At 66.2% G+C, this 22,520-nt stretch carries 21 protein-coding genes and 3 tRNA genes; 8 read left to right on the forward strand and 16 right to left on the reverse strand.

Going from position 1 to position 22,520, the window contains the following annotated elements; all coding sequences use genetic code 11:
- Positions 1-114 precede the first annotated feature (114 nt).
- Complete coding sequence (locus tag A3AG_RS0118100; RefSeq protein ID WP_018006790.1) at positions 115-1,023, reverse strand: LysR substrate-binding domain-containing protein; 909 nt, start codon at positions 1,021-1,023, stop codon at positions 115-117.
- A 139-nt stretch (positions 1,024-1,162) separates the two neighbouring features.
- Here A3AG_RS0118100 and A3AG_RS0118105 point away from each other — a divergent pair.
- The 3 genes from A3AG_RS0118105 to A3AG_RS0118115 all read left to right on the forward strand — a co-directional run bounded on the left by A3AG_RS0118105 (position 1,163) and on the right by A3AG_RS0118115 (position 3,237).
- Positions 1,163-1,238, forward strand: a tRNA-Lys gene (locus tag A3AG_RS0118105).
- Positions 1,239-1,578: 340 nt separating this feature from the next.
- Entirely contained in the window at positions 1,579-2,559 is a 981-nt protein-coding gene (locus tag A3AG_RS0118110; protein WP_018006791.1) for a tripartite tricarboxylate transporter substrate binding protein BugE, read from the forward strand.
- Positions 2,560-2,877: 318 nt separating this feature from the next.
- Positions 2,878-3,237, forward strand: coding sequence for a hypothetical protein (locus tag A3AG_RS0118115; RefSeq protein ID WP_018006792.1), 360 nt, complete (start codon positions 2,878-2,880; stop codon positions 3,235-3,237).
- Positions 3,238-3,301: 64 nt separating this feature from the next.
- Here the strand turns inward: A3AG_RS0118115 and A3AG_RS0118120 are convergent, their stop codons facing one another.
- A complete protein-coding gene (locus A3AG_RS0118120) occupies positions 3,302-4,819 on the reverse strand; it encodes an acetyl-CoA hydrolase/transferase family protein (RefSeq protein ID WP_018006793.1) in 1,518 nt (505 codons plus the stop codon).
- A gap of 466 nt (positions 4,820-5,285) precedes the next feature.
- Between A3AG_RS0118120 and A3AG_RS0118125 the strand changes: the two genes are divergently transcribed.
- Both A3AG_RS0118125 and A3AG_RS0118130 read left to right on the forward strand, forming a co-directional pair.
- Positions 5,286-5,759, forward strand: a complete 474-nt coding sequence (locus tag A3AG_RS0118125) for a MarR family transcriptional regulator (RefSeq protein WP_240619883.1) — start codon at positions 5,286-5,288, stop codon at positions 5,757-5,759.
- A 179-nt stretch (positions 5,760-5,938) separates the two neighbouring features.
- Positions 5,939-10,792: an NAD-glutamate dehydrogenase gene (locus A3AG_RS0118130; RefSeq protein WP_018006795.1), complete on the forward strand. Its 4,854-nt coding sequence runs from the start codon at positions 5,939-5,941 to the stop codon at positions 10,790-10,792.
- Positions 10,793-10,816: 24 nt separating this feature from the next.
- Here A3AG_RS0118130 and A3AG_RS0118135 read toward each other — a convergent pair whose 3' ends face one another.
- The 3 genes from A3AG_RS0118135 to A3AG_RS0118145 all read right to left on the reverse strand — a co-directional run bounded on the left by A3AG_RS0118135 (position 10,817) and on the right by A3AG_RS0118145 (position 12,059).
- A complete protein-coding gene (locus A3AG_RS0118135; RefSeq protein ID WP_018006796.1) occupies positions 10,817-11,170 on the reverse strand; it encodes a hypothetical protein in 354 nt (117 codons plus the stop codon).
- Positions 11,171-11,267: 97 nt separating this feature from the next.
- On the reverse strand, positions 11,268-11,552 hold the full coding sequence (locus A3AG_RS0118140) for a hypothetical protein (RefSeq protein ID WP_018006797.1): 285 nt from the start codon (positions 11,550-11,552) through the stop codon (positions 11,268-11,270).
- Between the two features lie 120 nt (positions 11,553-11,672).
- Complete coding sequence (locus A3AG_RS0118145; protein ID WP_018006798.1) at positions 11,673-12,059, reverse strand: hypothetical protein; 387 nt, start codon at positions 12,057-12,059, stop codon at positions 11,673-11,675.
- Positions 12,060-12,244: 185 nt separating this feature from the next.
- Here A3AG_RS0118145 and A3AG_RS0118150 point away from each other — a divergent pair, with 185 nt between their 5' ends.
- The 3 genes from A3AG_RS0118150 (at position 12,245) to A3AG_RS0118160 (ending at position 13,550) form a co-directional block, all read left to right on the forward strand.
- Positions 12,245-12,505, forward strand: coding sequence for a hypothetical protein (locus tag A3AG_RS0118150; RefSeq protein WP_026164286.1), 261 nt, complete (start codon positions 12,245-12,247; stop codon positions 12,503-12,505).
- 44 nt (positions 12,506-12,549) lie between these two features.
- Positions 12,550-13,056 (forward strand): cupin domain-containing protein, encoded by a 507-nt coding sequence (locus tag A3AG_RS0118155; RefSeq protein WP_018006799.1) that lies wholly within the window; start codon positions 12,550-12,552, stop codon positions 13,054-13,056.
- Between the two features lie 269 nt (positions 13,057-13,325).
- Positions 13,326-13,550 carry a DUF2188 domain-containing protein gene (locus A3AG_RS0118160; RefSeq protein ID WP_018006800.1) on the forward strand — a complete coding sequence of 75 codons (225 nt, stop codon included), beginning with the start codon at positions 13,326-13,328 and terminating at the stop codon, positions 13,548-13,550.
- Between the two features lie 15 nt (positions 13,551-13,565).
- Here A3AG_RS0118160 and A3AG_RS34030 read toward each other — a convergent pair whose 3' ends face one another.
- From A3AG_RS34030 to A3AG_RS0118215, 11 genes are all read right to left on the reverse strand, one after another.
- On the reverse strand, positions 13,566-13,706 hold the full coding sequence (locus A3AG_RS34030; protein ID WP_018006801.1) for a hypothetical protein: 141 nt from the start codon (positions 13,704-13,706) through the stop codon (positions 13,566-13,568).
- A gap of 187 nt (positions 13,707-13,893) precedes the next feature.
- Positions 13,894-13,970 (reverse strand) — tRNA-Pro (locus A3AG_RS0118170).
- A 55-nt stretch (positions 13,971-14,025) separates the two neighbouring features.
- Positions 14,026-14,451, reverse strand: a complete 426-nt coding sequence (locus A3AG_RS0118175; RefSeq protein ID WP_018006802.1) for a MerR family transcriptional regulator — start codon at positions 14,449-14,451, stop codon at positions 14,026-14,028.
- Positions 14,452-14,567: 116 nt separating this feature from the next.
- Positions 14,568-14,978, reverse strand: coding sequence for an integration host factor subunit alpha (locus tag A3AG_RS0118180; RefSeq protein WP_026164287.1), 411 nt, complete (start codon positions 14,976-14,978; stop codon positions 14,568-14,570).
- Between the two features lie 88 nt (positions 14,979-15,066).
- Positions 15,067-17,514, reverse strand: coding sequence for a phenylalanine--tRNA ligase subunit beta (gene pheT, locus A3AG_RS0118185; protein WP_018006804.1), 2,448 nt, complete (start codon positions 17,512-17,514; stop codon positions 15,067-15,069).
- A 59-nt stretch (positions 17,515-17,573) separates the two neighbouring features.
- Positions 17,574-18,605 (reverse strand): phenylalanine--tRNA ligase subunit alpha, encoded by a 1,032-nt coding sequence (gene pheS / locus A3AG_RS0118190; RefSeq protein WP_018006805.1) that lies wholly within the window; start codon positions 18,603-18,605, stop codon positions 17,574-17,576.
- A gap of 250 nt (positions 18,606-18,855) precedes the next feature.
- On the reverse strand, positions 18,856-19,212 hold the full coding sequence (gene rplT, locus A3AG_RS0118195) for a 50S ribosomal protein L20 (protein ID WP_008650487.1): 357 nt from the start codon (positions 19,210-19,212) through the stop codon (positions 18,856-18,858).
- Positions 19,213-19,240: 28 nt separating this feature from the next.
- Positions 19,241-19,438, reverse strand: coding sequence for a 50S ribosomal protein L35 (gene rpmI / locus A3AG_RS0118200; protein WP_006575466.1), 198 nt, complete (start codon positions 19,436-19,438; stop codon positions 19,241-19,243).
- A gap of 167 nt (positions 19,439-19,605) precedes the next feature.
- Positions 19,606-20,127 (reverse strand): translation initiation factor IF-3, encoded by a 522-nt coding sequence (gene infC, locus A3AG_RS0118205; RefSeq protein ID WP_081479471.1) that lies wholly within the window; start codon positions 20,125-20,127, stop codon positions 19,606-19,608.
- A 47-nt stretch (positions 20,128-20,174) separates the two neighbouring features.
- Positions 20,175-22,082 carry a threonine--tRNA ligase gene (gene thrS / locus A3AG_RS0118210; RefSeq protein ID WP_018006807.1) on the reverse strand — a complete coding sequence of 636 codons (1,908 nt, stop codon included), beginning with the start codon at positions 22,080-22,082 and terminating at the stop codon, positions 20,175-20,177.
- A gap of 348 nt (positions 22,083-22,430) precedes the next feature.
- Positions 22,431-22,507: transfer RNA gene (locus A3AG_RS0118215), tRNA-Val, on the reverse strand.
- Positions 22,508-22,520: the final 13 nt, after the last annotated feature.

Genomic DNA, 22,520 nt, shown 5'->3' on the forward strand with positions numbered 1-22,520 from the left:
GGATTGGGGGCAGATACGATCTGCCGCCAGTCTACGGCGGCGCGCTGCCGCTTCCCAAGCATAGAATTCCGAGCAGCCTGTCCACAAAAAGTGGACATCTGCCAGAAGCCCGGCTCAGCGGGCTTGCGCGAACAGCGTCGCCAGCGCGTCGCCGATGCGCTCGGCCATCAGCCCCGCCGCGGCGCTCAGCTGACCGCCGGCGCGCGCCACCAACGTCAGCGTCTGGCCCTGCAGGTGGCGGTCGCGCAAGGGCACGTACACCAGCGCCTGGCGCGCGCGCTCCTCCATCACGTCGAGCGGGTTCAGCAGCGCGATGCCGGTACCCAGCAGCACCAGTTGCCGGATCAGCACGGTCGAGGTCGACTCCGCCACCGGCGAGACTTCGATCGCATTGCGCGCGAAGGCCGCATCGAGGAGGCCGCGGATCGACAAGGAGGGTGCCGGCAGGATCAGCGGATAGCCGACGCACTCGCTCAGCAACACCGATGGCCGCGCCGCCAGCGCGTGGCCCGGAGGCACCACCGCGCCGATCTGCCAGTCGCTGCTGGCCAGTGCACGGAAGGCCGGTAGTTCCGGCAAGTCATAGCCCAGCCCGAGGTCGGCATCGCCCTGCTCCACCGCCGCGACGATATCGGCCACCGGCAGGTCATTGACGCGCACCACGATGCCCGGATAGCGCTGGCGGAAGTCATGCACCAGCGACGGCATCAGCGAGCCGGCCAGGCCCGCCGTCACCGCCACCGTGACGTCGCCCCGGCGCGCGCCCTTGAAGTCCTCGATACGCTCGCGCAGCGCGTCGTGCTCGCGCAGGGTCTGGCGGACATGGGCCAGCACCATCTCGCCCAGCGGCGTCAGCCGCAGGCGCTTGTTGATGCGCTCGAACAGCGGCGCGCCCAGTTCCGCCTCCAGGTCCAGGATCTGCCGGTTGACCGCGGTCGGCGCCACGTGCAGGTGCTCGGCCGCCTTGCGGATGGAACCGCGGCGGACGACCTCGTCGAGATAGCGTAGGACTCTGGCGTGCATGGATCTGGCAAACAGGTGGATGCGGTGCCGGGCGCAGGCGCATGATGGCGGCCTGCATTGTAGCGGCCCGGCATCACAAAAAATGCCGCAAAGGCTCTTGCGCCGCATTCGATACCTTGCTACAATCTTTTTCTTCGTTGGGGCGTTAGCTCAGTTGGTAGAGCAGCGGACTCTTAATCCGTAGGTCGAGTGTTCGAGTCACTCACGCCCCACCAGCGAATCCAGAAAAGCCGGAAGCCTTGCTTCCGGCTTTTTGCTTTGGTGCTTGCCGCCACCCGGCCACGCGCGCGATCGGCCGCGCAAGCCGATTCTTGATACGCGGGTTCTCACCAATTCCCCTGCAGGCGCTTTCCCGGTTGAATCGCTCCCGCGTCATTGTGGAACATAGTTCCGTATCGCGGAACCATCGCAAGGCGCCGGCCGTGCCGCATGCCGGCCCGGCCCGGTCATGCCAGCCCGGAAAACCCTGACAGCGCGGCGCCGGATCCGTAGACGATCCGGGAACACGCCTGCAGCCTGGCTGGCGAATCAGTGAAAGAAGAATGGAGGCCCTCCTTGAAAGCAGTCCTTAACGCCGGCGCAGCCGCATGTATCGCGGCCCTCGGCCTGACCCACGCCGGCCTGGCGCACGCCCAGTCCTACCCTGCCAAGCCGATCCGCCTGATCGTGCCGTTCGCGGCCGGCGGCACCACCGATATCGTGGCGCGCGCGGTGTCCGACGGCCTGGGCCGTGAACTGGGCCAGCCGGTGGTGGTGGAAAACCGCGGCGGCGGCGGCGGCGCCATCGGTGCCGACGCGCTGGCCAAGTCCGCGCCGGACGGCTACACGCTGGGCATCGCCACGGTCAGCACGATGGCGACCAACCCGGCCACCAACCCCAAGAACCCGTACGATCCGCTCAAGGACTTCGCGCCGATCACCAACCTGGTCAACGTGCCCAATGTGCTGACGGTGAATCCGAAGGTTCCGGCCAAGACCCTGAAGGAATTCGTGGCGATGCTCAAGGCCAACCCGGGCAAGTACAGCTACGCCTCGGCCGGCAAGGGCAGTATCTCCCACCTGGACGGCGAACTGTTCAAGGACATCACCCAGACCGACATGGTCCACATCCCCTACCGCGGATCGGGCCCGGCGCTGAACGACACGCTGGCCGGCCAGGTCAACGCGCAGTTCGACAACCTGCCGTCGTCGATGCCGCATATCCAGGCCGGCAAGCTGCGCGCGCTGGCGGTGGCGGCGCCCAAGCGCGTCGAGGGCCTGCCCGACGTGCCGACCTTTGCCGAAGCCGGCATGAAGGACATGAACAACATGGCCTGGTACGGGCTGGTGGCGCCGGCCGGCACGCCGGCGGCGATCATCACGCGCGTGCATGACGCCGCGGTCAAGGCGCTGCAGGATCCCAACGTCAAGCGCCGCCTGGCCGACAGCGGGGCTTACACCGACGGCAACACGCCCCAGCAATACGCCGCCCAGATCAAGCGCGAGCTGGAGCTGCGCAAGAAGATCGCGCGCGACCAGAACATCACGCTGGAATAATCGGGGCAGGCGGCCAACCGTTGCCCGACCCGAAAACCGGCTGCCATGGCAGCCGGTTTTTTTTTGCGCGGCCTCCGAAAATGCCCGGCGCGCAACTCAGATTCTTCCTATTGCCGGCGCGTTTGATCTTGCGCAGCCCGCTTGCCGTGCCGGTAACGTTCAATACGTGTAGAAGAAACTTTCACTTTGCGGACACGCGCCGCCTCGGTACATTAACCGGGTGCTCCGCCACACGCGCCGGCAGTCGACCGGCCAACGTTAGGCCCCAAACCGGTTTCGCGCAGGCGCTGCGCGACCGTCATTCGCGAGGTTAACAAAATGCTGAAGAAGTCCGTTCCGACCCTGATCGTTGCTGCACTGGCCGCACTCGGCGCGACCCAGGCCTATGCGCAGAAGAACTACACCGAAGGCGGCGATCTCTACAGCGGCAGCCATGCCAAGAAAGCCGGCCCGAACCAGAGCGCGGCCAAGTCCGGCAAGTTCGACCCGTACACCGACGGTGCCAAACAATCGACCAAGTCGGAGCTGACCAGCTCGGGCAAGAAGTTCGATCCGAACACCGATGGCGCCAAGGCAGGCAAGTTCGATCCGTACACCGACGGCGCCAAGGCCGGCAAGGCCGATCCTTATACCGACGGCGCCAAGGCGCCCGCCAGCCAGGGCACCAAGGCGCAGTAACGCGCCCTCACCCGGTCACACAGCCCGCCTGCGCGGGCTGTCTTGTTTTCGGGATGGCCGGGCCTCAGGCGGCCAGCGCGGTTGCCGGCCGCGCCGGCTGCATGGTGCCGCGGTCGCGGAAGGCAACATGCCAGGACAGCGCCTCTTCCACCAGGTGCGGCGTCTGGCCGCCGTGCGCGCAGGCGCGGCGGAAATAATCGCCCAGCAAGTCGCGGTATTGCGGATCGGCGCAGTTGGCGATGACGGTAAGCGCGCGCTCGCGTGGGGCCAGGCCGCGCAGGTCGGCCAGGCCGTGCTCGGTGACGATGACGTCGACGTCGTGCTCGGTATGGTCGACGTGCGCCACCATCGGCACGATGCTGGAGATGTCGCCACCCTTGGCCACCGACTTGGTCACGAACACCGACAGGTGCGCATTGCGGGCAAAGTCACCCGAGCCGCCGATGCCGTTCATCATGTGCGTGCCGCCCACATGGGTCGAGTTGACATTGCCGTAGATATCGCACTCGAGCGCCGTGTTGATGGTGATCAGACCCAGCCGGCGCAGGATCTCCGGATGGTTGCTGATTTCCTGCGGCCGCAGCAGCAGACGCGAACGGTAGCGCTCCAGGTTGGACAGGAAGCGCTGGTAGACCTCGCGCGTCAGCGTCACCGACGAGGCCGAGGCGAAGGCCAGGCGCCCCGCATCGAGCAGCTCGATGGTGCTGTCCTGCAGCACTTCGGAATACATCTGCAGGTCGCGGAACGGCGAATCGACCATCCCGTGCAACACCGCGTTGGCAATGGTGCCGATGCCGGCCTGCAGCGGCTGCAGCGACGGCGACAGCCGCCCGGCGCGGACTTCGCGCAGCAGGAATTCATTGAGATGGCCGGCGATCTGGCTGGTGTCGGCGTCCGGCGGCAGCGCGTTGGAGGGGCTGTCATCCTTGGCGGTGATGACAATGGCCGCGATCCTCTCGGGATCGATCGGGATATACGGCAGGCCGATGCGCTGCGCCGGCGCGATCAACGGGATCGGCTGGCGGTACGGACGCTGCACCGGGAAATAGATGTCATGCAGCCCTTCCAGCTCCAGCGGCATGTTCAGGTTGATCTCGACGATCACCTTGCGCGCCAGCATGGCAAAGCTGGCCGAGTTGCCCACCGAGGTGCTGGGGACGATGCCGCCCTGCTCGGTAATCGCCACCGCTTCCACCACCGCCACGTCCACCGGGGCGATCTGGCCCGAGCGCAACTGCTCGACGGTCTCGGACAGATGCTGGTCGATGAACATAACTTCGCCCGCATTGATCTTGCGGCGCAGCGTGGCATCGGACTGGAACGGCAGCCGGCGCGCGATCACGTCGGCCTCCGCCAGCACCCGGTCGATGTCGTTGCCGAGCGAGGCGCCGGTCATCAGGGTGATGCGCAGCGGCTCGGTGGCCGCGCGCCGCGCCAGTGCGAACGGCACTTCCTTGCAATCGCCCGCGCGCGTGAATCCGCTCATGCCTACCGTCATGCCGTCGCGGATCAGCGCGGCGGCTTGGTCGGCCGAGACTACCTTGTCCTGCAGCCTGGCCAGGCGAATGCGTTCCTTGTACATCTTGATCTCCGGTCCGACGGCCGGCCCGTGCCTGCGCCGTTCGCCCCGTGCTGGCCTAGTGGCTCATTGCGGGGTCTCCGGCAGGCAGTGTAGCCAGCCACGTCTATTCCAGCGATGATTTAAAGTAATTCATCCAAGTCGCTTTTTTCATAATTGAGCGAGGGCCGCGCGCCGCAGCCGGCACTAGGCCGCGGTACCGGCTCAGGACATTCCCGCAGTGTCATAAATCCGGCAAAAGATTCTGTTAGTCTCGCCGTTCGGTCGACCCAGCCCGCCCCAGAGGCTGCGGCGGCCGTGCCGCCCGGGCCGGCCATGCTCCGGCCCCTTGCGCCCCTTGCGGGTGCCTGTGCATTGCGGTGGCGGCAAACCACAACAGGAGACGCCATTCATGCAGCCAAGACCCCTCGAACCCAGCGAGCCGGTTGTTCTTGCCCTGATTGACGCAGTCACCGCCTGGCAAGGTGCGTTGGACCAGACCCTGCGCGCCTCGGGCCTTAACTATCCGCAGTGGCTGTTGCTGCGGGCCATCCGCCAGGGTGCCTTCAGGCGCGGCTTGCCGCTGGCAGGTCCGATGCCGCTCGACCCGGCGCAATCGGAGACCCTGCTCGATGAACTGCGCCGCGACGGCTGGATCGAATACACCGCGACGCTGGCGCCCCGCATCGCCGAAGGCGCCACCGCGCGAGTGCAACGTACCGCGCAGGCTTTAAGCGCAATGCACAGCGTCTCGGTGGCGGCGTTCAATTCGCAGGAACGTGCCGCGCTGGGCAGCCTGCTGGAGCGGATGAAAGCCACGCTGGACGGCCACACCTCGCGCCAGGCCAGGGCGGTTGCGGACACCCCTCGCCAGGAACGGCACCCGCAGCCGCTGCCTTGCCCCGGCCTGCCGCCGGTCGCACATCGCCCCGCCGCCAGCCCCGGCCTCGCCGCGCGCTTCTGATCTGCTGATCCCCCGCCAGGCCGGTCCCGCGCAATGCCGCCGGGACCCGGCTGGCCTCCCTTCCTTTGCAGCGCTCGGTACCCGCCACTTTGTTGCGCCGGGCATCCGGATTTTTCCTAAAGTATGAGCATGCCCCGGCACATGCCCCGGCGGCCCATCGACACCGCGAGGAGGGGAACATGCCGCAGGAGAACGAAGACAAGGTCGCGCACCTGCTGGACGAGCTGGCCAACTTCGCGCGCGGACGGTTGCCCGCGGCAATGTTCAGCGTGGTCGAACCCTTCCTGCTGCATTACTACGACCAGGCCGACGCCGAGGACCTGCTGCAGCGCGAAGTGGCCGACCTGTACGGCGCCGTGATGGCGCACTGGCAGACGGCGCAGAAGTTCACCCCGGGCAGCGCCCGCATCCGCGTCTACAACCCCAACCTGGAGGAGCACGGCTGGCACTCCGACCACACCGTGGTCGAGATCGTCAACGACGACATGCCGTTCCTGGTCGACTCCGTGACCATGGAGATCAACCGCCAGGGCCTGGCGCTGCATTCGGCCATCCATCCGGTGTTCCGGGTCTGGCGCGCCGGCACCGGCATCGAGCGGATCGCCCCTGCCGGCGCTGGCGAGGCTGGCGACAGCTCGCGCCTGGAGTCGTTCATCCATTTCGAGATCGACCGCAGCGGCGAGTCGTCGCGCCTGGACACCCTGCGCAGCGGCATCTCGCAAGTGCTGGTCGACGTGCGCGCCGCGGTGGAAGACTGGGCCAAGATGTGCGACATCACGCGCGCCACCATCGGCGCGATGGCACAGGCGCCGGACGCGGCCGCGCCGGAAAGCGTCGAGGCGCGCGCCTTCCTGGAATGGATGATGGACGACCATTTTTCATTTCTGGGACAGCGCGACTACCAGCTGGTGGCGCGTGACGGGCGCTACTTCCTGCGCGGCGTGGCCGGCTCCGGCGCCGGCATCCTGCGCGAAAGCCTGCGCGAGCCCGACGCCGAAGACCTGACCCCGCTGCCCGCGGCGGCCACCGCGATCATCGAAGGCAGCTCGCCGATCTTCCTGACCAAGGCCAATTCGCGCGCCACCGTGCACCGGCCCGGCTATCTCGACTACGTCGGCGTCAAGCTGCTCGACGAAAACGGCCAGCTGTTCGGCGAGCGGCGCTTCGTCGGTCTCTACACCTCGACCGCGTACATGGCGCCGATCGCCGACATTCCGCTGGTGCGGCGCAAGTGCGCCAACATCCTGGCGCGCGCAGGGTTCCTGGCCAAGGGTCACCTGTACAAGTCGCTGGTCACGATCCTGGAGCAATATCCGCGCGACGAACTGTTCCAGGCGACCGAGGACGAGCTGTTCGACATCACCACCGGCATCCTGCGGCTGCAGGAACACCAGCGCACGCGGCTGTTCGTGCGGCGCGACCGCTTCGACCGCTTTGTCTCGTGCCTGGTGTTCGTGCCGCGCGACAAGTACAACACCGACCTGCGCCAGAAGATCCAGAAGCTGCTGACCGCGGCCTTCCACGGCACCAGCTGCGAGTTCACGCCGCTGCTGTCGGAATCGCCGCTGGCGCGCATCCAGCTGACCGTGCGCGGCGAGCCCGGCACCATGCCCAAGGTCGACACGCAGGAGCTGGAAGCGCGTATCGTGCATGCCAGCCGCCGCTGGCAGGACGACCTCGCCGAAGCGCTGCACGAAAGCCACGGCGAAGAGCACGGCAACCGGCTGCTGCAGCGCTATGGCGGCTCGTTCCCCGCCGGCTATCGCGAAGACTATCCGGCGCGCACCGCGGTGCGCGATATCGAGCTGATGGAGCATGCGCGGCGCGGCAACGGCATGGCGATGAACCTGTACCGGCCGATCGAAGCCGCGCCGGGAGCGTTCCGCTTCAAGGTGTACCGCGCCGGCGAACCGATCGCGCTGTCGCTGAGCCTGCCGATGCTCGAGCACCTGGGCGTGCGCGTCGATGAAGAGCGCCCCTATCTGATCGAACCCGACAGCGGCGCACCGCTATGGGTGCACGACTTCGGGCTCGAAATCGCCGACGGCAGCAACGCCGCGGAGTTCGACATCGCGCGCGTCAAGGCGCTGTTCGAGGATGCCTTCGCGCGCGCATGGCACGGCGAGATCGAGAACGACGACCTCAACCGCCTGGTGCTGCGCGCCGAGCTGGCCGCGCGCGACGTCACCATCCTGCGCGCCTACGCGCGCTACCTGCGCCAGGTGGGCTCCACCTTCAGCGACGCCTATATCGAACGCGCACTGACCGGCAACGCCGGCATTGCCGCGATGCTGGTGGCGCTGTTCGTGGCGCGCTTCGACACCTTCAGCCAGGTCGCCGCCGACACCGCGCGCCAGGCGCGCTGCGACAAGCTGCTGGCCGACATCGGCACGGCGCTGGACAAGGTGCCCAACCTCGACGAAGACCGCATCCTGCGGCTCTTTCTTGGCGTGATCAACGCCACCGTGCGCACCAACTATTTCCACCGTGGCGAGGACGGCCAGCCGCGTCCTTACCTGTCGTTCAAGTTCAATCCGGCCCTGGTACCGGGCTTGCCCGAGCCGCGCCCGATGTTCGAGATCTGGGTCTACTCGCCGCGCGTGGAAGGGGTGCACCTGCGCGGCGGACGCGTGGCGCGCGGCGGCCTGCGCTGGTCGGATCGGCGCGAGGACTTCCGCACCGAAGTGCTGGGCCTGATGAAGGCGCAGATGGTCAAGAACACGGTGATCGTGCCGGTCGGCTCCAAGGGCGGCTTCGTGGTCAAGCGCCCGCCGCCGCCCGCCGACCGCGACGCCTTCCTGCGCGAAGGCATCGCCTGCTACCAGACCTTCCTGCGCGGGCTGCTGGACCTGACCGACAACCTCGTCGGCGGCGAGCTGGTGCCGCCGCCCGACGTGGTGCGCCACGACGACAACGACCCCTACCTGGTGGTGGCCGCGGACAAGGGCACGGCCACGTTCTCGGACTTCGCCAATGCGATCTCGGGCGAGTACGGCTTCTGGCTGGGCGATGCCTTTGCCTCCGGCGGCTCGGTCGGCTATGACCACAAAAAGATGGGCATTACCGCGCGCGGCGCCTGGGAATCGGTCAAGCGGCATTTCCGCGAGATGGGCGTCGACATCCAGTCCACCGACTTCACCGTGACCGGCATCGGCGACATGTCGGGCGACGTGTTCGGCAACGGCATGCTGCTGTCGCCGCATATCCGGCTGGTGGCCGCGTTCGACCACCGCCATGTCTTCCTCGATCCCGACCCGGATCCGGCGCGCAGCCTGCAGGAACGCGCACGGCTGTTCGGGCTGCCGCGCTCGAGCTGGGCCGACTACGACGCCACGCTGATTTCCGCGGGTGGCGGTATCTATCCGCGCACCGCCAAGACCATCCCGTTGTCGCCGCAGGTGCAGGCGGTGCTCGGCATCACCGCGAGCGCACTGTCGCCTGCCGAGCTGATCCATGCCATCCTGATGGCGCCGGTGGACCTGCTCTACAACGGCGGCATCGGCACCTACGTCAAGTCGAGCCAGGAAACGCATTTGCAGGCCGGCGACCGCACCAACGACGCGGTACGCGTCAATGGCAACGACCTGCGCTGCAAGGTGGTCGGCGAAGGCGGCAACCTCGGCTTCACGCAACTGGGCCGCATCGAGTTTGCGCGCAAGGGCGGCCGCATCAACACCGATGCCATCGACAACTCGGCCGGCGTCGATTGCTCCGACCATGAGGTCAACATCAAGATCCTGCTGGGACTGGTGGTCGCCGACGGCGAGATGACCGAGAAACAACGCAACAAGCTGCTGGCCGAGATGACCGACGAAGTCGGCCTGCTGGTGCTGCAGGACAACTACTACCAGACCCAGGCACTGTCGGTGGCGGGCCGCAGCAGCGGCGCGCTGCTCGACGGCGAGGCGCGCCTGGTGCGCTGGCTGGAACGCGCCGGGCGGCTGAACCGCGCGCTGGAATTCCTGCCGTCGGACGAGGACATTGCCGAGCGCAAGCTGGCCGGCGAAGGGCTGACCTCGCCCGAGCGCGCGGTGCTGCTCGCCTACAGCAAGATGTGGCTGTACGACGAACTGCTGGGCTCAGACTTGCCGGAAGACGCACTGGTTGCCGGCCTGCTGGCCGATTACTTTCCGGTGCCGCTGCGCCAGCGCTATGGCGAGGCCATGCAGCGCCATCCGCTGCGCCGCGAGATCCTGTCGACGCACCTGACCAATATGCTGGTCAACCGCATCGGCGCCACCTTCGTGCACCGGATCATGGAAGAAACCGATGCGCGCCCCGCCGATATCGTGCGCGCCTGCCTGATCGCGCGCGACGTGTTCGGGCTGACCGCGCTGTGGCAAGAGATCGACGCGCTCGACAATCGCGTGGCCGACGCCGAACAGGCGCGCATGTTCGGCTCGGTGGCGCTGCTGCTCGAGCGCGCGTGCCTGTGGTTCATCCGCTATCTGCGCAGCGGCAGCAGTGCCGCCGAAGACCTGGCGCGTTTTGCACAGGCGGCACAGTGGCTGGCGCCCCGCTTGCCGCAACTATTGCCGCAGGCAGATGCCGCGGCATTGGTGGAGCATACGCGCGCGCTGACCGAGGCTGGCGTGGGAGAGACGCTCGCCGCGCGCGTGGCCGGCAGCGAGATTTCCGCCGCCGCGCTCGACATCGCCGAAGTGGCCGCGGCATGCGAGCGCAGCCTGGACCTGGTCGCCGGAGTCTATTTCGCGCTGGACAGCCACCTGAGCTTCAGCTGGCTGCGCGAACGCGCGCTGGCGCTGCCATCGGACACGCATTGGGACCTGCTGGCGCGCACCACCACGCTGGAAGACCTGGGACGGCTCAAGCGCGCGCTGACGGTCAGCGTGCTGTCGCAGGCGGGCGACCAGGCCTCGCCGGACGCGATGATCGACGCCTGGCGCGCCAGCCGCCACGGCGCGCTCGAACGCTTCACGCGCATGCTGGCGGACCAGCGCGCCTCGGGCGCGGCGGGACTGTCGATGCTGTCAGTCGCGGTGCGCGAGATCGGCATGCTGGAGCGAAGCTAGCCGCGCGCCGGAATGCCTGGCGGCTTACTCGTCGGTGTCAGCGTCGGTGTCAGCGCCGAGTTCCGCGTCGGCGTCGGCGCTGCGCGCACGCAGCTCGAGCCCGAGCAGGATCAGCAGCTCGAAGGCATCGGACAGCAGGTGCTTCTGCCGCGGCAACAGGCTGGCGTACGGCATGTCGTAGATCGACTGGTGCGCCGCGCGCTCGCCCTTCAGGCCACGGTCGCGCGCGATGTCCGACAGCAGCGCGGCAAACCCGGACAGGTCCTGCGCCGCCAGCGCCGAGTTCAACACCTTCGCGATAACTTCGGGCGAAGCGTTGGCCCAGCCCATGCGCTCGGCATTGGAAGCGGGGTCGTTGGGGAGGTCGGCAAAGTCCATGTTGTGTTTAACGGTCCTGCCTAAACTAGCTTAAGCCGCCAACGATGTGAATTTGACCCCACACAGGTGGGGTAACATGGCCAGCCGCCGCTGCCGGTCAGCGCGATGCGGGCTTGGCGCGGCCCTGGGCCGTTGCCTTGCGCGGTACCTTGGCCGGCGCCTTTGGCTGCGTTCCGGCGGGCCGCTTCGCCGGTGCCTGTTGCGCGGCGCTGGCGGGTACCTGGCGAAAGGTCGTGCTGCCATCCTTCGCCGTGCGCGCCACGACATGGTTGCGCGCGCCACACTGCGGGCAGCGGAACACCAGTCCCTGCCCCTCATCGCGGATCTGCACCTCGTCCGGCTCCCAGCTGGCGCCGCAAGCCTGGTTCCCACAAACAAACATGAATTCTCCTGGAGGATCGTGCCGACCGAGCGCCGGCACGGACGCGATTATCAGGCCTGCCGCGCGCGAGCGGGTCGATTTGCCGCCGAATGCGCCGCTCGGCCGGCATGGCCCCGCGCTTCAGCCATTGCGCTGCACCCATTGCTGCGCCCACGCAATCGCCGCGGAGCGGGCCTCGTCCGGTGTGGCATGGGTGGTAGGCGGTGCCCCGCCTTCCAGCACTACCGCGCCTGATTCCCAGATATCGCAAAGCGCCTTGAAGCGCCCCATGCCGAGCGCATGGCAGAACACGTGGATGACGAAGCCGCGGTACTCGACCACGTCGGTGGCGGCATCGGTGAGCACCTGGTCCGCCGTGACATCGGCGGGCAGCAGTGGCGCATCGGCCTGGCGCGGTTCACGCCGGCCGGGGGCCGCGCGTGCCGACCACGCCAGCGCGCCGCCGGCGGCCGCGCCAAGCAGCACGCCCAGGCCGAACCAGCACGCTTTGCTTCCGCTCCCAGCCATGGCATCTCCTGTAGCGACCCGGCGGTCGCGGCAAGACAGCGTCGTGAGGGCTGTCACCGGTTTCAGGTTATACCAGGCAGCGACCACATACCGCCGCGCCGCCCCCCCGAAATTGAGAATCGGGAGGATGACCGAACCGCATGCCGCGGCTATACTGTACATCCATACAGTATCGGGACACTGTCATGCCCTTGTACCAGTCCGATTCCATCCTGCTTGAGGCCCATTACTTCGGCGACGACACCGAATCCGTGCGGCTGCGCTGCGGCAGCGTCTGTGTGAACGCCGGCGCCATCCTGGTCGACGGCATCGAGCCGCGCCAGTTGCAGTCGCTGCGCTGGACGCCGGACTTCCTGTCGTTCGAGGCGCAAGGCATGCGCTACCGCTATCCGGTGAGCCGCCCGGCGCTCGTCGGCCCGGCCCTTGCGCGTTTCGCCCTGCTTTAAGCTAGGCCTTCCGATTCCACCGATGCGCCGCGCGCCATGCCCCCATGCCCGACCCGAGCCCGACCGCCCGCCAGCTGATCCACGCACTCGACCTGCGGCCGCATCCGGAAGGCGGCTACTACCGCGAAACCTATCGCAGCGAGGAACGCGTCGCATGCCAGGACGGACGCACGCGCGAGGCCTGCACCGCGATCCACTACATGCTTTGCGGCAGCGACTATTCCGCCTGGCACCGCATCCGCTCCGACGAACTGTGGCACTACCACGCCGGATCCCCGCTGGACGTGCACCGCATCGTCGACGGTTCCATCGTCACCCAGCGCCTGGGCGACCCGCTGCGGCATGCCGGCGCGGCCTTCCAGGCGCTGGTGCCGGGCGGTCAGTGGTTTGCCGCCGAACGCGTCGACGCCGGCAGCCCCGAGGACTTTGCGTTGGTCGGCTGCACCGTGGCCCCCGCCTTCCAGTTCAGCGAGTTCGAACTGGCCAGCGCGGCGACGCTTGCCGCGCTCGTGCGCGGGCATGACATGCGGTGGCAACGGCTGCTCCGATAGCGCCGCACAAAAAAACAGCCCGCCGCGGCGGAGTGCGGGCGGGCCGGTGAGTACAGCGAGCGCAGTCTAGGCGCATCGCCGTTGTTGCCATGCCCGGAGCACCCAGGTATCCCGGCGCCTTTTCTGATTTCCGGCCCGAGGGATCACATGGCCAGCGCCGCTGCACGCAGGCTGCGCCGCAAAAGGCACCGGCGCTGTCAGACGCCCACCGATACCGGCCGCAGAAAGCAGCGTGGAGACTGGGGCATCTTCCACCACGGAGGTGCGCCATGCCGACCAAGAATATCCACGTCGTGCCGCTCGACAACGGCTGGGCCATTGAATCCGAAGATGGCGCGGGCGGGCGCCAACTTTACGCGACGCAAGAAGACGCGATCGCCGCGGGGACCGAGAAAGCCCGGCAACTCCAGGCAGAACTGCTCGTCCACGGCCGCGACGGGCGCATCCGGATGCGCAACAGCTTCGGCAACGATCCTCGCGATATCAAAGGCTGAACCGTCCGCTGCGCGTCAGCCACCGCTGGCGCGCAGCCCCTCCACCCGCGCACGCGTCGCGTAATAAGCAAGCACCAGCGATGCGGTCAGCGCCAGGCCGGCTACTGCCAGTGCGATGCATGTGGTGCCGGCGATCCCGTTGCCCTTGTCGCTCATTACAGCCTCCGTCGCAATGAAGTCCACTGTGCCACCACTATAGGTGCAACGGGCGGAATCGAAAAACGTCCATGGCTGCGCTCACGCGGTGACTACGCTCGTTCCAGGCACGAAGTATCACGCGCTCGCCACCGGGGCATGGAAATAAAAAAACCCGCTTGGCGATTTACCAAGCGGGTTTCTTGTCTGGTCGGGGCGAGAGGATTTGAACCTCCGACCACCTGCACCCCATGCAGGTACGCTACCAGGCTGCGCTACGCCCCGAAGCAAAAGATTATAACAGAAGCATTTCTCGTATGACTAGGTCCCGACGTGGAAATTATCCGTGCTTCGCGATCTCGCGCAGCTGCGCCAGCAGGTGCTGCACGTCGACCAGCGCATTGCGCAGGCCGGCGATGTCGACCGACAATGCCGGCGCTTTTTCCACGCCGGCTTCCATCGATTCCTGCGTTGCCGTGGCCGCGCTGTGATGACGGCCTTCGTCGAGGCGGTTGCGCGCGCCGTTGATGGTGAAGCCCTGCTCGTAGAGCAGTTCGCGGATGCGGCGGATCAGCAGGACTTCATGGTGCTGGTAGTAGCGGCGATTGCCGCGACGCTTGACCGGCTTGAGCTGCGTGAACTCCTGCTCCCAGTAGCGCAGCACGTGCGGCTTGACGGCGCAAAGCTCGCTCACCTCACCGATGGTGAAGTAGCGCTTGGCCGGGATCGGCGGCAACGCGATGCGGTCGCTGGGTTTGTCCGACATGCAGTGTGTAGACGAGCGTCAGGCCATGCCGGCCAGGAGGTTGGCGCGCGTCGCGCGCGCGCCCAGAAGAATACCGATGCCGGCCTCGGGAAGCAATCCGCCGTTCGGGTGACGCGTCAGCCGACGATGCCGGCGCGTTCTTCGACCAGGCCCTTGAGCTTCTGGCTGGCGTGGAACGTCACCACGCGGCGCGCGGTGATCGGGATGACTTCGCCGGTCTTGGGATTGCGGCCGGGGCGTTGCGGCTTGTCGCGCAACTGGAAGTTGCCGAAGCCGGAAAGCTTGACGCTGTCGCCCTGCTCCAGCGCTTCGCGGATGACATCGAAGAAGGCCTCGACCATGTCCTTCGACTCACGCTTGTTCAGGCCCACCTGGTCGAACAGCATCTCGGCAAGCTCGGCCTTGGTCAGCGTGGGAACTTCGGTCGCGCGGGCTTCCGGCATTGCATCGTCAAGGGAGGATGCCTGCCGGTCGCTCATCTCACCCAGTGCTGCAGCGGTCATGGAATTCGCGTCTCGATCATTCATGTCGATCGCTCGAGTGTCTGTCTGGCGATCCGCCCGGGGCGAGCCCGGGCGCCCTTTTTTATGGTGCTCCGTCTGTCCTGACGACGAATCAACCGCGCAGCCGCGCCTGGAAGGCTTCGGCGAGCGCGTCGACCATGCAGCGCACCGCGCTGTCGACGGTTTCGTCCTGGAGGGTCGACCCAGTATCTTGCAAGGTCACCCGGAACGCAAGGCTTTTCTCGTCCGCGCCGATGGCCGTGGAAGCCCCCTTGGGACGGAACTCGTCGAACAGCACCAGGCCCTGGCAGAAGCGGCCGTAACCCTGTTTTTCCAGGGCCGCGCGCATGGTGTCGAGCAGGTCCTGCACGCGTACCGATTGCTTCACGACCACGGCCAGGTCACGCACGGCGGCGGGGAACTTGGAGATCTCGGTGTACGCCGGCAGGCCGGTGCCGCGCAGCGCGTCGAGCTGCAGTTCGAACAGCACCGGCGCGTGCGCCAGTTCATACTCCTGCAGCCAGCGCGGATGCAGTTCGCCCACCACGCCCACGGGCTTGCCATCGAGCAGCACGCGCGCGGCGCGGCCCGGATGCAGCGCCGGGTGCGAGACTGGCTCGAAACGCGGCACGCGCGGATGGAACAGCGCCTCGACATCGCCCTTGATGTCGAAGAAGTCGACATTGCGCGTGGCGACGCCCCACTGCTCTTCGAACGCCGGGCCGTAGGCGATGCCCGCGGCCATCATCGGCTGGTCATAGCCGGCCACGGTGAGGCCGCCATCGTTGACCTCGGCATCGCGATGGAACACGCGGCCGACCTCGAACAGGCGCACGCGCGCGGCCTTGCGGTTGAGGTTGTAGCGCACCTTGTCGACCAGCCCGCCGACCAGCGTCGAGCGCATCACCGCCAGCTGGCTGGCGATCGGGTTGAGCAGGCGGATCGGCTTGTCGTTGGCGGCGAAGTCGCGCTCCCACTTCTCTTCGACGAAGGCGAAGTTGATCACTTCCTGGTAGTCGCGCGCGGCCACGGCGTGGCGCACCACGTGGGTGGAGCGGCGGGCTTCGTTGGTCGGGCGCATTTCGCTTTCGGCAACCGGCGGGCGCGCCGGGATGCGCTCGAAACCGTAGATGCGCGCGACTTCCTCGATCAGGTCTTCCTCGATCTCGATATCGAAGCGGTAGCTCGGCGGCGTGACTTCGAACACCTCACCTTCAGCACCCTGCGCACGCTTAAACGGCAACTGCAGGCGCTGGAAAACGTCGGCGATGGCCGCCGGCGAGAGTTCGATGCCGAGCACGCGCTCGGCGCGCGCCACGCGCAGGCTGACCGGCTTGCGCACCGGCAGGTTGACCACGTGGTCGTCGACCGGGCCGGCCTGGCCGCCGCAGATGTCGAGGATCAGCGCGGTGATGCGCTCGATATGCTCGACCGTGGTGGCGTAGTCCACGCCGCGCTCGAAACGGTGTCCGGCGTCGGTCGAGAAGTTATAGCGGCGGCTGCGGCCCTGGATCGCGGCCGGCCACCAGAACGCGGCTTCGAGATAGATATCGGTGGTGTCCAGCGTCACCGCGGTGCTGTCGCCGCCCATGATGCCAGCCAGGCTTTCGATTTCCTTGTCGTCGGCGATCACGCCGACCTGCTCGTCGACCTCGATGGTGTTGCCGTTGAGCAGCTTGATCTGCTCGCCCTTGCGGCCCCAGCGCACATCCAGGCCACCATGGATCTTGTGCAGGTCGAACACGTGCGACGGACGGCCCAGCTCCAGCATCACGTAGTTGGAGATATCGACCAGCGCGGACACGCTGCGCTGGCCCGAGCGCTCCAGCCGCTGCACCATCCACAGCGGCGTGGCGGCACGCGCGTTGACGCCGCGGATGATGCGACCAGAGAAGCGGCCGCAAAGATCGGGGGCCGACACCTTGACCGGCAGCTTGTCCTGGATCGTCACCGGCACCGGCTGCATGTCGGGCAGGTTCAGCGCCGCACCGGTCAGCGCCGACACTTCGCGCGCCACGCCGTGGATCGACAGGCAGTCGGCCTTGTTCGGCGTCAGCTTGATGACGAAGACCTGGTCGTCGAGGTCCAGGTACTGGCGGATGTCCTGGCCGACGGGCGCGTCTTCCGGCAGCACCATCAGGCCGCCATGGTCTTCCGACAGCTTCAGTTCGCGCGCCGAGCACAGCATGCCGTAGCTGTCGACGCCACGCAGCTTGCCGACCTTGATCTCGAACGGCTTGCCGCCGTCCTCGGCCGGCGGCAGCGCCGCGCCGACCAGCGCGCACGGCACCTTGATGCCGGGCCGGACGTTGGGCGCGCCGCAGACGATCTGCAGGGTCTCGCCGGTGCCGGCATCGACCTGGCACACGTTGAGGCGGTCGGCGTTGGGATGGCGCTCGGTCGACAGCACGTGCGCGACCACCACCTTGTCGAACGGCGGCGCGACCGGCCCCACCTCTTCCACTTCCAGGCCGGCCATGGTCAGGCTGTGCGAGAGCGCGTCGGTGGAGATCTTTTCAGGGTTGGCGAAGGTGCGAAGCCAGGATTCCGAGAATTGCATGGCGCTTCTGATCCGGTAAGTATTCTGTGTAGTCGGTGACGAGTTTGACGTTGCGCCGTTCAGGCGAACTGGCGCAGGAAGCGCACGTCGCCCTCGAAGAACAGGCGCAGGTCGTTGATGCCATAGCGCAGCATGGTCAGGCGCTCGAGGCCGGAGCCGAACGCGAACCCGATATAGCGCTCGGGATCGAGGCCCATGTTGCGCAGCACGTTCGGATGCACCTGGCCCGAACCGGAGATTTCCAGCCACCTTCCACTGCCGAATGCCATGTCGATCTCCGCCGACGGCTCGGTGAAGGGGAAGTACGACGGACGGAAGCGCACCTGGATGTCGTCGCGCTCGAAGAACTTGCGCAGGAAATCGGTGTACACACCCTTCAGGTCGGCGAAGCTGACGTCTTCGCCGATCCACAGGCCTTCGACCTGGTTGAACATCGGCGAGTGGGTGGCGTCGCTGTCGACGCGATAGGTACGGCCCGGGCAGATCACCTTGATCGGCGGCATCGCCTTGCCCGCGTACTTCTCCACGTGCATCTTCGCGTAGCGCACCTGCATCGGGCTGGTATGCGTGCGCAACAGCAGCAGCTTGTCTTCGCTGTCGCGGCCGTCCACGTAGAAGGTGTCCTGCATCGAACGCGCCGGGTGGTTGTCCGGGTTGTTCAGCGCGGTGAAGTTCATCCAGTCGGTTTCGATCTCGGGGCCGTCGGCCACGTCGAAGCCGATCGAGCCGAAGATCTGCTCGACACGCTCCCAGGTGCGCATCACCGGATGCAGGCTGCCGCGCGCCACCGCGCGGCCGGGCAGCGTGACGTCGATGGCCTCGGCGGCCAGGCGCGCGTTCATCAGCGCATCGGCCAGCGCCTGGCGGCGCGCCTGCAGCGCGGCTTCCACCTGCTGCTTGACCTGGTTGATGCGCGCGCCCTCGCTCTTGCGGGTCTCCGGGTCGAGCTTGCCGAGGCCCTTGAGCAGTTCGGTCAGCGCGCCGGTCTTGCCGAGGAAGCGGGCCTTCTCGTTTTCCAGCGTGGCGTTGTCATTGGCGGCGGCGAAAGCGGCCTGGGCGTCGGCGACGATTTGGTCCAGATCCTGAGACATGGCGGCGGTCGTGGAGTGTTCTGGCGTCGGCGAAACCCTGTCATGCGACAAGGCCGGCCCGACGTGGGTTGGCACTTCGTGCGGTATGCGTTTCCGGATGCGGTCTCGTCGACCAGCGCAAAACGGCATCCGGAACCGCAAAGAAAAACGGGGCTCGGTGAGGAGCCCCGTTTCAGCGGACCTTGCGGTCAGCGGTCGACCTTGCGGTCGGTGCTTGCCCGGCAGCGCTTGCGCGCTACCGGAGCCGGCATCAGGCAACGGTGGCTTTCACCTGGTTGACGATGGCGGCAAAGGCAGGCTTGTCGTGAATAGCCATGTCCGACAGCACCTTGCGGTCCAGTTCAATCGAGGCCTTCTTCAGACCGTTCATGAACACGCTGTAGGTCATGCCATGCTCACGCGTCGCGGCATTGATACGCGCAATCCACAGCGCGCGGAACACGCGCTTCTTGTTGCGGCGATCGCGGTACGCGTACTGGCCAGCACGCATGACCGCCTGCTTGGCGATGCGATAGACATTATTGCGACGGCCGCGGTAACCCTTGGCAGCGTCGATAACCTTCTTGTGACGGGCCCGTGCAGTGACCCCACGCTTTACTCGAGGCATGTAATTCTCCTTTCGTTGTCGTCAGGGGTTATGCGTAAGGCATCATCGCGCGCACCGACTTCAGGTTCGTCTCATGGACGTCCTGAGTACCGCGCAGTTGACGCTTGTTCTTGGTGGTCTTCTTGGTCAGGATGTGACGCTTGAAGGCCTGGCCACGCTTGAACGAACCGTTCGGACGGGCAGTAAAGCGCTTGGAAGCGCTTTTCTTCGTCTTCATCTTCGGCATGAAAAACTCCAGCTCATATGACATGCATGCAGGTGGACGGCTCACGCCGACGCTTGCAAGACCCGCATCCACTTGTTGTTGCACGACACCCCTTGCGGGGCGCGCGCGACTTCCGCACGAAGCAACGCCGGGATGACTGGCATCCCGGCCGCGGCACCGCGCAGGAATTACTTCTTCTTCTTGGGGGCGAGCACCATCACCATCTGGCGCCCTTCCATCTTCGGCATCTGCTCGACCTGGCCGATTTCTTCCAGGTCCGCCTTCAGGCGTTCGAGCATGCGCGCGCCGATTTCCTGGTGGGCCATCTCGCGACCACGGAACCGCAGCGTGATCTTGGTCTTGTCGCCATCTTCCAGGAAGCGCTTCAGGTTGCGCAGCTTGACGTTGTAGTCGCCATCATCCGTACCCGGCCGGAACTTGACTTCCTTGACCTGGATGATCTTCTGCTTCAGCTTGGCCTCGTGGGCGCGCTTGGCTTCCTCGTACTTGAACTTCCCGTAATCCATGATCCGGGCGACGGGCGGAGTCGCGTTGGGGGCGATCTCCACCAGGTCCAAGTCCTTGTCCTCAGCCAGCCGCAGAGCGTCCATGAACTTGACGATGCCGAGCTGCTCGTTATCAACCCCTACCAGGCGCAGTTCAGGCGCGCTGATTTCCCGGTTGATGCGATGACCTTTGTCCGTAGCGATGTTGCGTTACCTCAAGAAGACAAAAAAACAAGCCGTGCTCACCACCCTCAGGCTTTGCTGGCGACGTCGTGTTGCAGACGCTCAACAAACGCGGAGACGGGCATCACACCCAGATCCACGTTGCCACGGGCACGCACGGCCACTTGATTGGCATCCCGCTCCTTGTCACCCACTACCAGCAGGTAGGGGACCTTTTGAAGCGAATGCTCGCGGATTTTATACGTAATTTTCTCGTTGCGCAAATCGGCCTTGGCCCTAAACCCTTGTTTTTGCAGCAATTGCACGACGCTTTCGGCGTATTCTGCCTGCGAATCCGCAATATTCATCACCACCACCTGGTCCGGCGCCAGCCAGGCCGGCAGCGCGCCGGCATGGTTTTCCAGCAGGATGCCAAGGAAACGCTCGAACGAGCCCAGGATGGCGCGATGGAGCATCACCGGGCGCTTGCGCGAATTGTCCTCGGAGACGTATTCGGCACCCAGGCGCTCCGGCAGCACCAGGTCCAGCTGCAGCGTGCCGCACTGCCACGAGCGGCCGATCGCGTCCTTGATGTGGTACTCGACCTTGGGGCCATAGAAGGCGCCCTCGCCGGGCAGCTCTTCCCATTCGACCCCGCAGGCGCGCAGCGCCAGGCGCAGGCCTTCCTCGGCGTGGTCCCAGATCTCGTCCGAGCCGGCGCGCTGGTCCGGGCGCAGCGACAACTTGACCTTGACGTCCCTGAAGCCGAAGTCGTCGTAGACCAAGAACGCCAGTTCATTGAAGGCCTTGGCCTCGGCGACGATCTGCTCTTCCGTGCAGAAGATATGCGCATCGTCCTGCACAAAGCCACGCACGCGCATCAGCCCGTGCAGCGCGCCGGACGGCTCGTTGCGATGGCAGGCGCCAAACTCGGCCAGGCGCAGCGGCAGGTCGCGGTACGAGCGCAGGCCGTGGTTGAAGATCTGCACATGGCCCGGGCAGTTCATCGGCTTGATCGCGTAGTCGCGCTTTTCCGACTCCGTGACGAACATGTTCTCCTTGTAGTTCTGCCAGTGCCCCGACTTTTCCCACAACGAACGGTCCATCACCTGCGGCGTGCGCACCTCGTCATAACCGGCGTCCGTCAGGCGGCCGCGCATGTACTGCTCGACGGCCTGCCACACCTGCCAGCCCTTCGGGTGCCAGAACACCATGCCAGGCGCCTCTTCCTGCAGGTGGAACAGGTCGAGCGTCTTGCCCAGCTTGCGGTGGTCGCGCTTCTCGGCCTCTTCCAGCATGTGCAGGTAGGCTTCCTGGTCTTCCTTCTTGGCCCATGCCGTGCCGTAGATGCGCTGGAGCATCTCGTTGTTGGCGTCGCCGCGCCAGTAGGCGCCGGCCACCTTCATCAGCTTGAAGACCTTGAGCTTGCCCGTCGACGGCACGTGCGGACCGCGGCACAGGTCGACGAAGTTGCCTTCGCGGTACAGGCCGATTTCCTGGTCGGCCGGGATCGAGCCGATGATCTCGGCCTTGTATTTCTCGCCCATCGACTCGAACAGCGCCACCGCTTCGTCGCGGTTCCACACTTCGCGCGTGACCTTCTCGTCCTTGCGTGCCAGCTCCGTCATCTTCTTCTCGATGGCGGCGAGGTCTTCCGGCGTGAAGGGGCGCTTGTAGGCGAAGTCGTAGTAGAAGCCGTTCTCGATCACCGGCCCGATCGTCACCTGTGCGTCCGGATACAGCTCCTTGACGGCATAGGCCAGCAAGTGCGCCGTGGAGTGGCGGATCACGTCGACGCCGTCGGCATCCTTGTCCGTGACGATGGCCAGTTCCGCATCGCGCTCGATCCTGTAGCTGGTGTCGACCAGCTGGCCGTCCACCTTGCCCGCCAGCGCGGCCTTGGCCAGGCCGGCGCCGATGCTCTGCGCCACTTCGGCAACCGTCACCGGGCCGGGAAACTCGCGGCGGGACCCATCCGGCAGCGTGATTGCGATCATTTCGACTCTCCAGGTTCCGCCGGCGGCGCCTTGCGCTGGCCTGAGCGGATCAAACTGCATCTTGTGGCGCCGGCCCGCATGCCTGCGCGCTGGCGATCTGTTCTTGGCTGCCCCGCCTGCCGCACGGGAAGGCGGCAGCTTATCAGGACTGCTGGCAAGCGATGGACGAAAAAAAAACGCGGCCAAGGCCGCGTTTCTCTTTGTCAAACCCGATCCAACCGGGTCGAAGGCGCACCTCGACTACTGTCGCTTGCCAGCGGTAGTAGTTCGCGGTGTCATAACCATGATGCGCTTCCGTTCCGTATGGGTTGAATCGGACTTGCTTTACTTCTTTCTACTGCAATTCGTTGGTAGGCTCGATTGGACTCGAACCAACGACCCCCACCATGTCAAGGTGGTGCTCTAACCAGCTGAGCTACGAGCCTAGCGAAGCCGCAA

The organism is Cupriavidus neocaledonicus, from assembly GCF_000372525.1.
Lineage (GTDB): Bacteria > Pseudomonadota > Gammaproteobacteria > Burkholderiales > Burkholderiaceae > Cupriavidus > Cupriavidus neocaledonicus.

Excerpts from the sequence above, each read along its gene's own strand:
- A3AG_RS0118100 (WP_018006790.1), bottom strand. The coding sequence starts at position 1,023 with ATGCACGCCAGAGTCCTACGCTATCTCGACGAGGTCGTCCGCCGCGGT.
- A3AG_RS0118115 (WP_018006792.1), top strand. The coding sequence starts at position 2,878 with ATGCTGAAGAAGTCCGTTCCGACCCTGATCGTTGCTGCACTGGCCGCA.
- A3AG_RS0118120 (WP_018006793.1), bottom strand. The coding sequence starts at position 4,819 with ATGTACAAGGAACGCATTCGCCTGGCCAGGCTGCAGGACAAGGTAGTC.
- A3AG_RS0118130 (WP_018006795.1), top strand. The coding sequence starts at position 5,939 with ATGCCGCAGGAGAACGAAGACAAGGTCGCGCACCTGCTGGACGAGCTG.
- A3AG_RS0118135 (WP_018006796.1), bottom strand. The coding sequence starts at position 11,170 with ATGGACTTTGCCGACCTCCCCAACGACCCCGCTTCCAATGCCGAGCGC.
- A3AG_RS0118140 (WP_018006797.1), bottom strand. The coding sequence starts at position 11,552 with ATGTTTGTTTGTGGGAACCAGGCTTGCGGCGCCAGCTGGGAGCCGGAC.
- A3AG_RS0118145 (WP_018006798.1), bottom strand. The coding sequence starts at position 12,059 with ATGGCTGGGAGCGGAAGCAAAGCGTGCTGGTTCGGCCTGGGCGTGCTG.
- A3AG_RS0118150 (WP_026164286.1), top strand. The coding sequence starts at position 12,245 with ATGCCCTTGTACCAGTCCGATTCCATCCTGCTTGAGGCCCATTACTTC.
- A3AG_RS0118155 (WP_018006799.1), top strand. The coding sequence starts at position 12,550 with ATGCCCGACCCGAGCCCGACCGCCCGCCAGCTGATCCACGCACTCGAC.
- A3AG_RS0118160 (WP_018006800.1), top strand. The coding sequence starts at position 13,326 with ATGCCGACCAAGAATATCCACGTCGTGCCGCTCGACAACGGCTGGGCC.
- A3AG_RS34030 (WP_018006801.1), bottom strand. The coding sequence starts at position 13,706 with ATGAGCGACAAGGGCAACGGGATCGCCGGCACCACATGCATCGCACTG.
- A3AG_RS0118175 (WP_018006802.1), bottom strand. The coding sequence starts at position 14,451 with ATGTCGGACAAACCCAGCGACCGCATCGCGTTGCCGCCGATCCCGGCC.
- A3AG_RS0118180 (WP_026164287.1), bottom strand. The coding sequence starts at position 14,978 with ATGAATGATCGAGACGCGAATTCCATGACCGCTGCAGCACTGGGTGAG.
- pheT (WP_018006804.1), bottom strand. The coding sequence starts at position 17,514 with ATGCAATTCTCGGAATCCTGGCTTCGCACCTTCGCCAACCCTGAAAAG.
- pheS (WP_018006805.1), bottom strand. The coding sequence starts at position 18,605 with ATGTCTCAGGATCTGGACCAAATCGTCGCCGACGCCCAGGCCGCTTTC.
- rplT (WP_008650487.1), bottom strand. The coding sequence starts at position 19,212 with ATGCCTCGAGTAAAGCGTGGGGTCACTGCACGGGCCCGTCACAAGAAG.
- rpmI (WP_006575466.1), bottom strand. The coding sequence starts at position 19,438 with ATGCCGAAGATGAAGACGAAGAAAAGCGCTTCCAAGCGCTTTACTGCC.
- thrS (WP_018006807.1), bottom strand. The coding sequence starts at position 22,082 with ATGATCGCAATCACGCTGCCGGATGGGTCCCGCCGCGAGTTTCCCGGC.